At 55.6% G+C, this 12,477-nt stretch carries 11 protein-coding genes; 9 read left to right on the forward strand and 2 right to left on the reverse strand.

Going from position 1 to position 12,477, the window contains the following annotated elements; genetic code table 11:
* The first annotated feature begins 1 nt into the window (after position 1).
* From pepP to ACK3CJ_RS01230, 7 genes are all read left to right on the forward strand, one after another.
* Positions 2–1,321 carry a Xaa-Pro aminopeptidase gene (gene pepP, locus ACK3CJ_RS01200; protein WP_409524588.1) on the forward strand — a complete coding sequence of 440 codons (1,320 nt, stop codon included), beginning with the start codon at positions 2–4 and terminating at the stop codon, positions 1,319–1,321.
* A 4-nt stretch (positions 1,322–1,325) separates the two neighbouring features.
* Positions 1,326–2,570 (forward strand): 2-octaprenyl-6-methoxyphenyl hydroxylase, encoded by a 1,245-nt coding sequence (ubiH, locus tag ACK3CJ_RS01205; protein ID WP_409524589.1) that lies wholly within the window; start codon positions 1,326–1,328, stop codon positions 2,568–2,570.
* 20 nt (positions 2,571–2,590) lie between these two features.
* Positions 2,591–3,883 (forward strand): UbiH/UbiF/VisC/COQ6 family ubiquinone biosynthesis hydroxylase, encoded by a 1,293-nt coding sequence (locus tag ACK3CJ_RS01210; RefSeq protein ID WP_409524590.1) that lies wholly within the window; start codon positions 2,591–2,593, stop codon positions 3,881–3,883.
* A gap of 101 nt (positions 3,884–3,984) precedes the next feature.
* On the forward strand, positions 3,985–5,088 hold the full coding sequence (gcvT, locus tag ACK3CJ_RS01215) for a glycine cleavage system aminomethyltransferase GcvT (RefSeq protein WP_409524591.1): 1,104 nt from the start codon (positions 3,985–3,987) through the stop codon (positions 5,086–5,088).
* Between the two features lie 49 nt (positions 5,089–5,137).
* The gene (gcvH, locus tag ACK3CJ_RS01220) at positions 5,138–5,530 is read left to right on the forward strand and encodes a glycine cleavage system protein GcvH (RefSeq protein WP_409524592.1); all 393 of its coding nucleotides are present in this window, start codon (positions 5,138–5,140) and stop codon (positions 5,528–5,530) included.
* A gap of 89 nt (positions 5,531–5,619) precedes the next feature.
* The gene (locus tag ACK3CJ_RS01225; RefSeq protein WP_409524593.1) at positions 5,620–6,816 is read left to right on the forward strand and encodes a class I SAM-dependent rRNA methyltransferase; all 1,197 of its coding nucleotides are present in this window, start codon (positions 5,620–5,622) and stop codon (positions 6,814–6,816) included.
* 78 nt (positions 6,817–6,894) lie between these two features.
* Entirely contained in the window at positions 6,895–7,932 is a 1,038-nt protein-coding gene (locus ACK3CJ_RS01230) for an NADP(H)-dependent aldo-keto reductase (RefSeq protein WP_409524594.1), read from the forward strand.
* Positions 7,933–8,008: 76 nt separating this feature from the next.
* Here ACK3CJ_RS01230 and ACK3CJ_RS01235 read toward each other — a convergent pair whose 3' ends face one another.
* Positions 8,009–8,668: an HAD family hydrolase gene (locus ACK3CJ_RS01235; RefSeq protein ID WP_409524595.1), complete on the reverse strand. Its 660-nt coding sequence runs from the start codon at positions 8,666–8,668 to the stop codon at positions 8,009–8,011.
* Positions 8,669–8,811: 143 nt separating this feature from the next.
* On the opposite strand from ACK3CJ_RS01235, the gene rppH reads away from it, so the two are divergent.
* Entirely contained in the window at positions 8,812–9,297 is a 486-nt protein-coding gene (gene rppH, locus ACK3CJ_RS01240) for an RNA pyrophosphohydrolase (protein WP_409524596.1), read from the forward strand.
* 35 nt (positions 9,298–9,332) lie between these two features.
* Positions 9,333–11,618: a phosphoenolpyruvate--protein phosphotransferase gene (gene ptsP / locus ACK3CJ_RS01245; protein WP_409526528.1), complete on the forward strand. Its 2,286-nt coding sequence runs from the start codon at positions 9,333–9,335 to the stop codon at positions 11,616–11,618.
* A 10-nt stretch (positions 11,619–11,628) separates the two neighbouring features.
* Here ptsP and ACK3CJ_RS01250 read toward each other — a convergent pair whose 3' ends face one another.
* The gene (locus tag ACK3CJ_RS01250) at positions 11,629–12,399 is read right to left on the reverse strand and encodes an NRDE family protein (protein WP_409524597.1); all 771 of its coding nucleotides are present in this window, start codon (positions 12,397–12,399) and stop codon (positions 11,629–11,631) included.
* Between the last annotated feature and the right edge of the window lie 78 nt (positions 12,400–12,477).

The raw sequence follows: 12,477 nt of genomic DNA on the forward strand, positions 1-12,477 counted from the left end.
TTTGAAGATTTCCCAGGCGCAGTTCAGAGCCAGGCGTGCAAAATTGTTGCAGCAACTGCCGCGCGACAGTGTGGTGGTGTTGCCTGCCGCTACCCATCAGCATCGCAATGCGGATGCAGAATATCCCTTTCGACAGAATAGTGATTTCTACTACCTGACTGGCTTCAATGAACCGGATGGTTTGCTGCTGCTCCTGCCGGGGCGTCCTGAGGGTGAGTATGTATTGATCTGCCAGCCGCGTGATCCGGCAATGGAAGTCTGGACCGGCTACCGTGCCGGGCCTGAAGGCTGCTGCGAACACTATGGTGCTGATCAGGCGTTTGTGCTGGATGAGGCAGATGAGAAGCTGCCGGAGCTGCTTGATGGGCGTCGCAGCCTCTACTATCCGATGGGACGCAGTCCTGCCTTTGATCAGAGGGTACAGGGCTGGCTCGGTACTCTGCGCGGGCGTGTGCGGCTGGGGTGCCAGCCGCCTGAAGCGCTGCTGCAGATCGATAGCCTGCTGCATGAGATGCGCCTGATCAAAGATGACGAAGAAGTGGCGGTGATGAGTCAAGCGGCCGAGATATCCGCAGCTGCCCACGTGAAAGCAATGCAGCAATGCCGTCCGGGGGTGATGGAGTACATGCTTGAAGCCTGCATCTCGCATCATTGTGTCATGCAGGGTGCTCGTTTTCAGGCCTACTCCCCGATTGTCGGCGGCGGCGAAAATGGCTGCATTCTGCACTATATTGATAACAGTGCACCCCTGCAGGATGGTGACCTGGTATTGATTGATGCTGGCTGCGAGCTTGACTGCTATGCCAGTGACATCACGCGTACCTTCCCTGTCAATGGTCGATTCAGTGAGTCTCAGCGAGCGCTTTATGAGCTGGTTCTTGATACTCAGCTGCAGTGTATTGAGGCGATCCGTCCTGGTGTGCCCTGGAATGAGATTCATGACCTGTCGGTGCGGGTGATCACTGCGGGCCTGGTCAAGCTTGGCTTGCTCAGTGGCGATGTTGATTCATTGATAGCGTCGGAGGCTTATCGTCCTTTTTACATGCACCGCAGTGGCCACTGGTTGGGCATGGATGTGCATGATGTCGGCAGTTATAAGCTTAAGGGTGAATGGCGGCCACTGGAGCCAGGTATGGTGCTGACAGTCGAGCCGGGTATTTATGTCGCTCCTGATAACGAGACGGTTGATCCTCAGTGGCGCGGTATCGGGATACGCATTGAGGATGATGTGCTGGTGACGCCACAAGGGCATGTCGTACTGACGGCTGCGGTGCCCAAGGCAGTCGATGATATTGAACGTCTGATGCAAGAGGCACAATGACGGGATGAAAGCCGAATATGATCTGCTGATTGTCGGTGGTGGAATGGTCGGAGCCAGTCTGGCCTGTGCTTTGTTACCGCTTGCGCGCCGTTACCAGCTCAGCATAGCGCTGGTGGAGGCGATGCCTTTGCCTGAGGCTGACAGCCGCGTTTTTCAGCCAAGCTATGATGCCCGATCGACCGCGCTGGCTTACGGGGCGCGCACCTTCTATGAGCAGTTGGGAATCTGGGATGAGCTGAGTCGCCATCTGACGGCGATCGATCGTATTCATGTCTCCGATAAAGGGCAGTTTGGCGCCACTCGGCTTGATGCCGGACAGGAGCAGGTTGAGGCGTTGGGTTATGTGGTCGAGAACAGATGGTTGGGGCAGGTGCTGCTCGGACATATACGCCAACAGGGCAGTGATCTGATCGACTTTTTATGTCCGGCCGAAGTGGTTGATATGCAGCCCTGTGACAGCGGTTATGAGGTTGAGCTGTCTGCTCCCTCGTCGCACCGGATCAAAGCGCAGTTGGTCGTGATGGCTGATGGTGGGCGATCAGCGCTGCGCAGTCGTATGGGGATCGGATACACAGAGCAGCCCTATGGGCAGCATGCCATCGTTACCAATCTGAGCCTGGATCGACCGCACCTTAACATCGCCTATGAGCGCTTTACCGATACCGGCCCACTTGCTCTGTTGCCGAGTGAGACAGTTGCGGGTGAGCACCGCTGCGCGCTGGTCTGGACCCTGCCCGATGAAGATCTGGCTGCGGTCAGTGAGCTGAATGATGCTGCATTTCTGAAACGGTTGCAGCGGCACTTTGGCTATCGAGCCGGTCGCTTTATTCGTGTCGGCACCCGGCATCACTATCCGCTGAAACTGGTGCAGGCCGAAGAACAGGTCAGGCGGGGTCTGGTGGTGCTGGGTAATGCCGCGCATGCGCTGCACCCGATTGCGGGGCAAGGGTATAACCTGGCGCTGCGCGGGGTGGTGGGTCTTGTCGAGATGATCGCCATGCAGAGCGAGCAGGGAGGTGCGCTGGGTGATCTGGCTGCGCTGCAGTCTTATGAGCAGCAGCGGCGCAGTGATCAGTTTCGCACCATAGAGTTCAGTGACAGAACCATGAAGCTGTTCAGCAGTCACAACAGTCTGCTGCGGCTGGGCAGGGCGGCTGGTTTACAGTTCATGGATGTCTGTCCGATGGCAAAAACCCTGTTTGCCCGCGCTGCCATGGGGCTTGATATGCCTGCCATGCGGTTGCCCTGATGATCGATAACTGAGGAAAGATGATGGCGAATGAAGGGCAGGGCAGAGATGTCGATCTGGTGATTGTCGGCGGCGGTATGGTCGGTGTGGCGCTGGCCTGTGCGTTGTCACCTTCGGGTCTGCGTATCCTGATTCTGGAGCAGCAGTCACGCTCGGCAAAGGCTTTTATCTCCGATCTGCCCGCACAGCAGGCTCTGGGCCATGACTCACGTGTCAGTGCGCTGACCTGTGCATCGCAGCAGTTTCTGAAACATGTCGGCGCCTGGTCATTGATGCAGCAACAGCGTGTTTCAGCCTATACCGATATGGAGGTGTGGGATGGTACCGGCACGGGTGAGATACGTTTCAGTGCCGCTGAGTTGCATGAGCCATGCCTGGGTCATATCGTTGAAAACCGTGTCACGCTGGCGGCGCTTTATCAGAAGATGCTGGAGCAGGCCGCAATAGAGTTTCTGCCCGGTGCTGAATTGGCCAGCGTTTCGCCCCCGGATGCAGAGGGTGCGCGAGTACTGATGCTGAAAAGCGGTGAATTGATCCGTGCACCACTGCTGGTGGGTGCCGATGGCGCTCTGTCGAAAGTACGGCAACTGACTGGTGTGGCCGCGACTGAGTGGGACTACGGGCATCACGCGCTGGTGACATCCGTTTACAGTGAGCGCCCGCATCGGGCGACCTGTCGACAGCGCTTCACTGAAGATGGTCCGCTGGCTCTGCTGCCGCTGAGCGATCCGCACTGGTCATCGCTGGTCTGGTCAACCTCGCCTGAGCATGCCGGGCAGTTGATGGCGCTGAGTGATGATGATTTCTGCGTTGCGCTTGAGCGGGCCTTTGATGCTCGGCTGGGACATTTTTCGCAGCCTGAAAAACGCTTTGTATTCCCTTTACGCCAGCGCCATGCACATCGCTATGTGGCACCTGGTCTTGCATTGATCGGCGATGCTGCACATACGATTCACCCGCTGGCGGGGCAAGGTGTCAATCTTGGCTTTCTGGATGCGGCTGCATTGGCGGAAGTGTTGTTGTCTGCCCACGCTGCAGGCGAGTCCCTGGCGTCGGAGCGGGTACTGAGGCGATATCAGCGGATGCGTAGGAGCGACAATCTGTTGATGTCGGCCGGAATGGAGGGCTTTCGTCGTTTATTTGCCGATCAGCCACCCCTTATCAGACTGGTGCGCAGCCTGGGAATGAATCTGGCTGACAAGTGTGGGCCGGTCAAGCAGCATCTGGTTCACAGAGCCATGGGGTTATCGCGGGATGTGCCCTCTCTGGCACGGCGTCGGCAGCGGCAGGATAAATCTGCAATGGGTAATTGAACTGCGGTGCGTTTACCGATACATTAACTTCCCTTTTTTTACAATCGACCCGCATAACGCAGGGTTTGATTGTCAGAATACTGCCAAAGATGAGCTTTCCGATGGGCAATAGAACAGCACTCTACGATAAACATCTGGCCATGGCCGCCAAGGTAGTGGACTTTGGTGGCTGGGATATGCCGCTTCATTACGGTTCACAACTCGATGAGCACCATCAGGTCAGGCGCGATGCAGGCATGTTCGATGTGTCGCACATGACTGTAGTCGATGTCACTGGATCAGATGCCAAGGAATATCTGCGGCTTTTGCTGGCGAATGATGTTTCGCGCCTGAGCGTCAAGGGCAAGGCGTTGTACAGTGGCATGCTCAATAATCAGGGCGGTGTGATCGATGATCTGATCGTTTATCTGATGTCTGAGCCGGGTGTGACCGGCGAGTGGTTCCGTGTCGTGGTGAACTGCGCTACGCGGGTCAAAGACCTGCGCTGGATGGCAGAACACGCGGCCAAGATGGATGTCGCACTGACCGAGCAGCCGGAGCTGTCGATGATTGCGATACAAGGCCCGAATGCGATCAATCTCGTCAAGCGTGTTGTGAGCGAGTTCCGTGGCAAGCTGATTGATGATCTGGCGCTGTTTCAAGGACAGGAATCAGAAGGTTGGTTTATTGCAAGAACCGGCTACACTGGTGAAGATGGCCTTGAAATCATGTTGCCTGAAGATGAAGCTGCTGCCTTCTGGCAGGCGCTTGCAGATGCAGGCGTTGCCCCCTGTGGTCTGGGTGCTCGCGATACACTGCGGTTGGAAGCTGGAATGAATCTTTACGGTCAGGATATGGATGAGACTGTCACGCCTCTGGAATCCAATATGGGCTGGACAGTGGTCTGGGAGCCTAAGGATCGTCAGTTTTCAGGCCGGGCAGTACTGGAGCAACAGCGTCTTGATACGCCGCCCACAAAACTGGTCGGATTGGTGCTTGAAGCGCGTGGCGTTCTGCGTCCAGGGCAGAAGGTACTGGTCGATGGTGTCGGTGAAGGTGTGATTACCAGTGGCAGCTTTTCACCGACATTGGGCTATTCTGTTGCTATGGCACGCGTGCCCTATGCAACCGCGGATGCCGCTGAGGTTGAAATGCGCGGAAAACCGGTTAAAGTCAAGGTGGTGAAGCCGCCTTTTGTACGTAATGGCACCAAGGTTTATTCATGAGTTTTATTCGTGAATTTTATTCCTGAATTTTTAAGGGGTTGGGCAAGAAATGAGTAATATCCCTAGCGAGCTGAAATATGTTGCCAGTCATGAGTGGATTCGTGACGAGGGCAATGGTGTGGTGTCGATTGGTGTCACTGACCATGCGCAGGATCTATTGGGTGATGTCGTGTTTGTTGAGCTGCCGGAAGTCGGCGATGAAGTCTCTTCAGGTGATGACTGTGGCGTGGTTGAGTCGGTTAAGGCCGCTTCGGATATCTATGCCCCTCTGTCTGGTGAGATTATCGAGATCAACGAAGATCTGGAAGACTCTCCCGAAATGGTCAACAGCGACCCCTATGGCGATGGCTGGTTCTTCCGCCTGAAGTTGAGTGATCCAGCCGAGCTGGATGACCTGCTGGATGCTGAAGCCTATGCTGAGCACTGCGAATCTGAAAGCTGATCAACAGCCTTTTCAGACTTGCGGTACACCTCCTCCATTGATCGTCCCGGCCGTGTGCCGGGACAGTCATTTAATACAAAGCGATCACCATGAACTTGAAACCTCTAATCCTTAATGCCGGCGCTGAGAAGCGTCTCAGAGCAGGCCATCTGTGGATCTACAGCAACGAAGTAGATGCCAAGGCGTCACCGCTGAAGGGATTCGAAGCAGGTGAGCAGGTGCAAGTGCTGGATGCACGGGGCAAGTCCCTCGGTATCGCCTACATCAATCCCAATACGCTGATCTGTGGCCGTTTGATCAGTCGTGATCAGAAGTACCATCTGGACCGCTCGCTGCTGGTGCACCGCTTCAATATCGCGCTGGCACTGCGTGAGCAGCAGTTTGATGCACCCTGCTATCGTCTGATTTTCGGTGAGTCCGATGGTCTCCCGGGTCTGGTGATCGATCGCTATCTGGATATTTTCGTTGTACAGATATCCACCGCAGGTATGGAACTGCACAAAGACGCAATTATCGAAGCGCTGAACAAGGTGTTCATGCCAGCTGCTATCGTATTCCGTAACGATGGCAAGATGCGTGCGCTGGAAGGGCTGGACAGCTATATCGAAGTGGCGCAGGGCGAGGTGCCGGAGCTGGCACCACTGGTCGAGAACGGCGTCAATCTGCTGGCACCGATACTGGATGGCCAGAAGACCGGCTGGTTCTACGATCATCGTGAGAATCGTGCACGCATGCAGCAGATGGTCAAAGGTAAGCGAGTGCTGGATCTGTTCAGTTACGTCGGAGGCTGGGGTGCTCAGGCACTGGCGGCTGGTGCTTCCGAGGTAATCTGTGTGGATGCATCGCAAACTGCGCTGGACGTAGCTGCAGAAAATGCTCGGATCAACGGTGGCGAAACCCGTTTCAGGGGTCTCAAGGGAGATGCCTTTGATATCTGCAAAGAGTTGACCGCTGAGAAGGAGCGTTTTGACCTGATCATAGTCGATCCTCCTGCGTTTATTCAGAAACGCAAGGATCTGCGTAACGGTGAGCGCGCCTATGCCCGGATCAACAATCTGGCGATGCGCTTGCTTGAGCGTGATGCCGTGCTGATCTCAGGTTCCTGCTCAATGCATCTGGGATGGGAGCAACTGATCGATCTGTTGCGAGGCAACAGTCGCGAACTGGATCGTAATGCGCAGATTTTTGCGCGTGGCCATCAGGGGGCGGACCACCCGGTACATCCGGCCATTCCCGAAACTGACTACCTGAAAGCTTGCTTTCTGAGAGTGCTGCCGAGCAGTTGATAAGAGCTCCGGTGGCCTGACTTTTGCGTACAGAATCCTTTCTTCATCACTCAATATCCATGGAAACAGGAGTCATGCATGCAGTATCTACCACTAGGCAAGAGTGATCTGAAAGTCAGTCAGATCTGTCTGGGTACCATGACCTTCGGGCGCCAGAACAGTGAGGCTGATGCATTTGAACAGCTCGACTACGCACTCTCTCAAGGCATCAATATGCTGGATGCTGCCGAGATGTATCCGATCCCCACTCAGGCCGAAACACAAGGGTTGACCGAAACCTATATCGGCAACTGGATGAAGCAGCGCCAGAATCGTCAGCAGGTGATTCTGGCGACCAAGGTGGTGGGGCCGGGGGCGATGGTCAGTTATCTGCGCCCGGATCTGCATCTGGATCGCCGGAACATTCGCGAAGCGGTAGAGGGGAGCCTGCAGCGATTGCGGACGGACTATATCGATCTATATCAGTTGCACTGGCCGGATCGGCAAACCAATTTTTTTGGCCAGCTCAACTATAGTCATGAACCGGAGAAGGATGGCACCCCGCCACTGGAGACGCTGCAGGCGCTGTCAGAGCTGGTAAGCGAAGGCAAGATCCGTTACATCGGTCTGTCCAACGAGACGCCCTGGGGTGTGATGACGTTTCTGCAGTTGGCAAAAGAGCATGATCTACCAGTTGTGGTCTCGGTGCAGAATCCCTACAGTCTGCTGAACCGTTCTCTGGAAGTGGGTTTGGCTGAGGTGTTGCTGCGTGAGCAGGTTGGCCTGCTGGCCTATTCGCCGCTGGGCTTTGGTGTGCTGAGTGGTAAGTACCTGCAGGGGCGCAGGCCGGCTGGATCTCGTCTGGCACTTTTCCCTGAGTATAAGCGCTACATCGGTGAGCAGGCAGAAGATGCCACTGCGGCTTATGTCAATCTGGCCAGATCCGCCGGGCTGGATCCGGCTCAGATGGCGCTGGCGTTCGTCAACAGCCGTCCTTTTCTGGGTACTAACATTATTGGGGCCACCCGACTGGATCAGTTGAAGCAGAATATCGCCTCACAACAGATTACTCTCGGTCATGATGTTCTGGAAGAGATAGAAGCGATACATCGTCGCTACCCCAACCCCAGTCCCTGACAAGGGGCGCTGAGGGTGGAGTGCTGGGCGGAGTTGCTGAGAAAGGGCTGCCTGACAATGGGCTGCTGAGAAGAGATCAGCTCTGGCGCAGATCCAGAATTGGCCAGTTGCGCTCGCGGGCAATACTGGCCAGTGTTTCATCTGGATTGACGGCGACCGGGTGATCGACCTGCTCCAGCAGTGGCAGGTCGTTACGGGAGTCGCTGTAGAAATAACTGCCTGTCAGCGAGTGCCCGGTTTCCTGCAGCCATTGCTGCAATCGAGTGACCTTGCCTTCCTGAAAGCAGGGTGTGCCCTGAAGTCGGCCGGTATACTGACCCTTGTGCAGCTCCGGCTCGGTTGCCAGCAGTACCTCTATGCCCAGGCGTGTGGCAATGGGGCGGGTGACAAATGCATTGGTTGCGGTGATGATCATTGGCAGATCGCCCTGATCACGATGCCGGGCGATCAGATCCTTTGCGGCTGGCAGCATCAGCGGTTCGATACATTCCTGCATGAATTGCCGATGCCACAGCTCCAGTTGCTCCATCGAATGCTGGCTCAGCGGGTGCAGGGCAAAAGCCAGGAACTCGTTGATATCCAGGGTGCCCTGTTGATACTGCTGGTAGAAACGATCGTTTGCCGCCTGATAGGCGGCTTCGTCTACAGCTCCGATGCGGCATAGAAATTCACCCCAGGCATGGTCGCTGTCGCCACCGAGCAGTGTGTTGTCCAGATCAAAAATCGCCAGTCTCACTGACAAACTCCGGTTAAAACTGATAGTTGGAATGCAAGGATAGTGTGTGACGCTGTTTAGCGCAAATGCAGACGTGCTATTTGCCTGAAACCATATCTGTGGAACAATAACCCACAATAGAATTGTAAATCGGGTAGAACATTGTGATTGATTCAGAGGGTTTCCGACCGAACGTCGGCATCATTCTGGTGAACTCGCTGGGTCAGGTCCTCTGGGCGAAGCGTATCGGGCAAGACGCCTGGCAGTTTCCCCAGGGTGGAATTCAGGATAGCGAAACGCCGGAACAGGCGATGTTCAGAGAGTTGAAAGAGGAGATAGGACTGACGCCACAGGATGTGGAAGTGTTGGCGGTAACCCGGGGCTGGCTGCGTTATCGCTTGCCTAAGCGGATGATACGCAGGCATTCTCAGCCCATGTGTGTCGGGCAGAAACAGAAATGGTTTCTGCTCAGAATGCTCAGCCATGACAGTGCGGTGAAAATCGATCACTCGGATTCGCCGGAGTTTGATGGCTGGCAGTGGGTCAGCTACTGGTATCCCCTCAGACAAGTGGTATCTTTTAAGAGGGAAGTGTACCGCAAAGCCATGAAGGAACTGGCGCCGAAACTGTCCAGGCTAATTTATGGATAGTTAATGACATCATCAGCAGGGAAACAGGCATGAGTATACTGAGTGTGCTGCGTAAGATCGTACAGGAGGTGAGTACAGCTCCCGACCTGGCGTCGGTGCTTGCGTTGATCGTGAGCCGAATACAGCGCTCCATGGATACTCAGGTCTGCTCCGTGTTTCTGCTGGATGAGGCGCAAAATCGCTATGTGCTGATGGCGACTCAGGGGTTGAATGCCGAAGCAGTCGGGCAGGTCAGTCTTGCTTCCACTGAGGGTATCGTCGGGATGGTGGCTCAACGTGCCGAGCCGATCAATCTGGAAGATGCTTCCATCCATCCCGCATTCCATTATCTGCAGATCACCGGTGAGGAGCGTTTTCATGCGTTTCTCGGCGTGCCCATTATCCATCACCGCAAGGTGCTGGGTGTACTGGTGGTGCAGCAACATGAAAAGCGCCGCTTCGATGAGAGTGAGGAAGCGTTTCTGGTGACCCTGTCGGCGCAACTGGCAGGTATTATTGCTCATGCCGGTCTCAGTGGTTCAGTGGCTAAGTTTGATGACAAAAGTGGCGCCAGTCTGCAGGATCGTCGCTTTGAGGGTGTGTCGGGATCTCCCGGAATTGCCATAGGCCAGGTGGTCGTGGCATCTCTGCCTGCGGATCTGGATACGGTTCCGGATAAGGCGGCAAAAGATATTCAGAGAGAGATTACGCATTTCAATCTGGCGCTTGAAGCGGTAAGGGCAGATATCCGCAGTGTTGCCAGTGTGTTGTCGCAGCGATTGAGCAGTGATGAACGCGCCCTGTTTGATGTCTATCTCAGAATGCTGGATGACAATGCCCTGGCGGCGGAAATCATCGTCAAGATCAATGCGGGCAACTGGGCGCAGGGAGCGCTGCGCGAAGTGATCAGTGAGCACGTTCGTGAGTTCTCGGCGATGGAGGACTCCTATCTGCGTGAGCGCGCCACGGATATACGAGATCTGGGGCGGCGTATCCTGAGCTATCTGCAGGAGGAGAGTGAGTCTGAGCCGGTTGATTATCCCGATAAGGCGATATTACTGGCGGATGAGCTGACGCCGGCGATGCTGGGGATGGTTCCTGAAGACAAGCTGGTTGGTCTGGTATCGGTCACTGGATCGGGTAACTCGCATGCGGCCATACTGGCACGTTCCATGGGTATTCCGACTATCATGGGGGTGGTGGATATCCCCTACCGCCGCCTTGAAGGGCGTGAAGTGGTGCTGGATGGCTATACCGGACGGGTCTACGTTAATCCATCCGATAAACTCAAGTATGCTTTCCTGCAGATACTGAATGAGGTGCAGGCTGTCACGGATGAGCTGGAAGGTTTGCGTGATCTGTCGGCCATCACCCCGGACGGCTATCGTATCCCGCTTTGGGTCAATACGGGCCTTGCGGCAGATGTGAGTCGTGCGCTGGAACGGGGTGCTGAGGGAATCGGATTGTACAGGACCGAGATCCCCTTCATGATTCGAGACTGCTTCCCGAGTGAGCAGGAACAGATTGAGAGCTACCGTACTCAGCTTGAGGCTTTTGCCCCGCGCCCGGTAACGATGCGAACGCTGGATATCGGCGGTGATAAGGCGCTGCCTTACTTTCCGATCAATGAAGAAAACCCTTTTCTGGGTTGGCGCGGTATCCGTGTGACGCTGGATCATCCCGAAATTTTCATGGTTCAGGTCAGAGCGATGCTGCGTGCGTCCGAAGGCCTGGATAATTTACGCATCATGCTGCCGATGGTGACCAGCGTGAGCGAGGTGGAGGAGGCGATACGTCAGATAGATCGGGCACTCGCCGAGCTCTGGGAGGAGGGTTTCGCGGTCAAGCGGCCGCCCATCGGGGTTATGATCGAAGTGCCGGCTGCTGTCTATCAGGTGCGGCGTTTTGCGCGCATGGTGGATTTCATTTCGGTGGGCTCCAACGATCTCACTCAGTATCTGCTGGCCGTGGATCGTAATAATCCGCGAGTGGCAAACCTCTATGCACCCTACCACCCAGCGGTGCTCAAGGCGCTGGACTTTATCGTTCAGGAGACACACAAAGAGCGTAAACAGGTTTCCATCTGTGGTGAGATGGCGGCCGACCCGGGTGGTGCGCTGCTGTTGATGGCGATGGGCTACGATGTGTTGTCGGTAAATGCCAACAACCTGCCGCGGATAAAGTTCGCCGTGCGGGGTGTCAGCATGTTCCGCGCCCGCCAGCTGTTGACCAAGGTGCGGGTCATGGATGATGCCGAAGAGATACATCAGCTTTTGCGTCAGGCATTGAAAAGCTTCGGTCTCAGTCAGCTTACCCGTCCGTCGATGCCGGAGGATGAGTAGGGGGTATTGCTCAGTCAGGCACGATGGCGCGCAACTGAAATCGGGTGATCAGCGATTGCGGTGTATTCGGCTGAGGATGTGTGAACTCTGTCAGCTCAAGTTCACCACTGGCATTCAGCAGCAGTGTCGTGCTGGATCGCGTGCCATAGTGATCACTTTCGATGAAACAGCTGGACAGCATTTTTTCCCACTCCTGACTGATACCGGTGTCGGGTAGCATCTCTTCGCTTGCCTTGTCCCGGCTGGATATAAGCTCAAGGAGCTGGGCTGCGTCAGGTTCTTTCATACTGCTCAGATACTGCTGCATCTGGCGGTGTGCCAGCTCGGTCTTCGGCCAGGGAGTGTTCAGCAGAGCATTGCTCAGGGTGTGGATGCCGGGTTGTAATCGGGTAGGAGTCTGGTGGTGAGTGCCCAGGTAGTAGAGCCCCGTGCGGTCAGACAGCAGTAGATTGAATCCGCCATAGGCTTCAAAGCTGATTTCTCGACAGTAATCCAGTGCGGCCATGGGAGTAGCCAGATAGTTACTGACCAGTTCGCCACGCGAGAATAGTGGTGATTGGTTGCTGCGCCCGTCGCGATAGTTGGTCAGCGCGGCCAGGCGGCCATCATCCGAGATGCCTAGCCAGGTGCCGCCCTGTGTCAGATCCCGGCCAGCCAGTATTGGCTTGTCCTCCCAATGGTGTACGGGCAGTGTCGGGCGCTGGTAGAATTCGTCACGATTTGCGACCAGCAGCAATGGCCATTGGCTCGACTGACGGTAGGCAAGGGTGATCAGGCACATGGTATTCAATCCATCCTGGTTGTGAAGCAGGTTACATATTAGACCCGGTTGCAGAACCGGAACACACTCATTTCCGCA

The organism is Nitrincola salilacus, assembly GCF_046271865.1.
Taxonomy (GTDB): Bacteria; Pseudomonadota; Gammaproteobacteria; order Pseudomonadales; family Balneatricaceae; genus Nitrincola; species Nitrincola salilacus.

Coding starts and splice junctions, on each gene's coding strand:
- ACK3CJ_RS01225 (WP_409524593.1), top strand. CDS start 5,620: ATGAACTTGAAACCTCTAATCCTTAATGCCGGCGCTGAGAAGCGTCTC.
- ACK3CJ_RS01230 (WP_409524594.1), top strand. CDS start 6,895: ATGCAGTATCTACCACTAGGCAAGAGTGATCTGAAAGTCAGTCAGATC.
- ACK3CJ_RS01250 (WP_409524597.1), bottom strand. CDS start 12,399: ATGTGCCTGATCACCCTTGCCTACCGTCAGTCGAGCCAATGGCCATTG.
- gcvH (WP_409524592.1), top strand. CDS start 5,138: ATGAGTAATATCCCTAGCGAGCTGAAATATGTTGCCAGTCATGAGTGG.
- ACK3CJ_RS01210 (WP_409524590.1), top strand. CDS start 2,591: ATGATGGCGAATGAAGGGCAGGGCAGAGATGTCGATCTGGTGATTGTC.
- ubiH (WP_409524589.1), top strand. CDS start 1,326: ATGAAAGCCGAATATGATCTGCTGATTGTCGGTGGTGGAATGGTCGGA.
- gcvT (WP_409524591.1), top strand. CDS start 3,985: ATGGGCAATAGAACAGCACTCTACGATAAACATCTGGCCATGGCCGCC.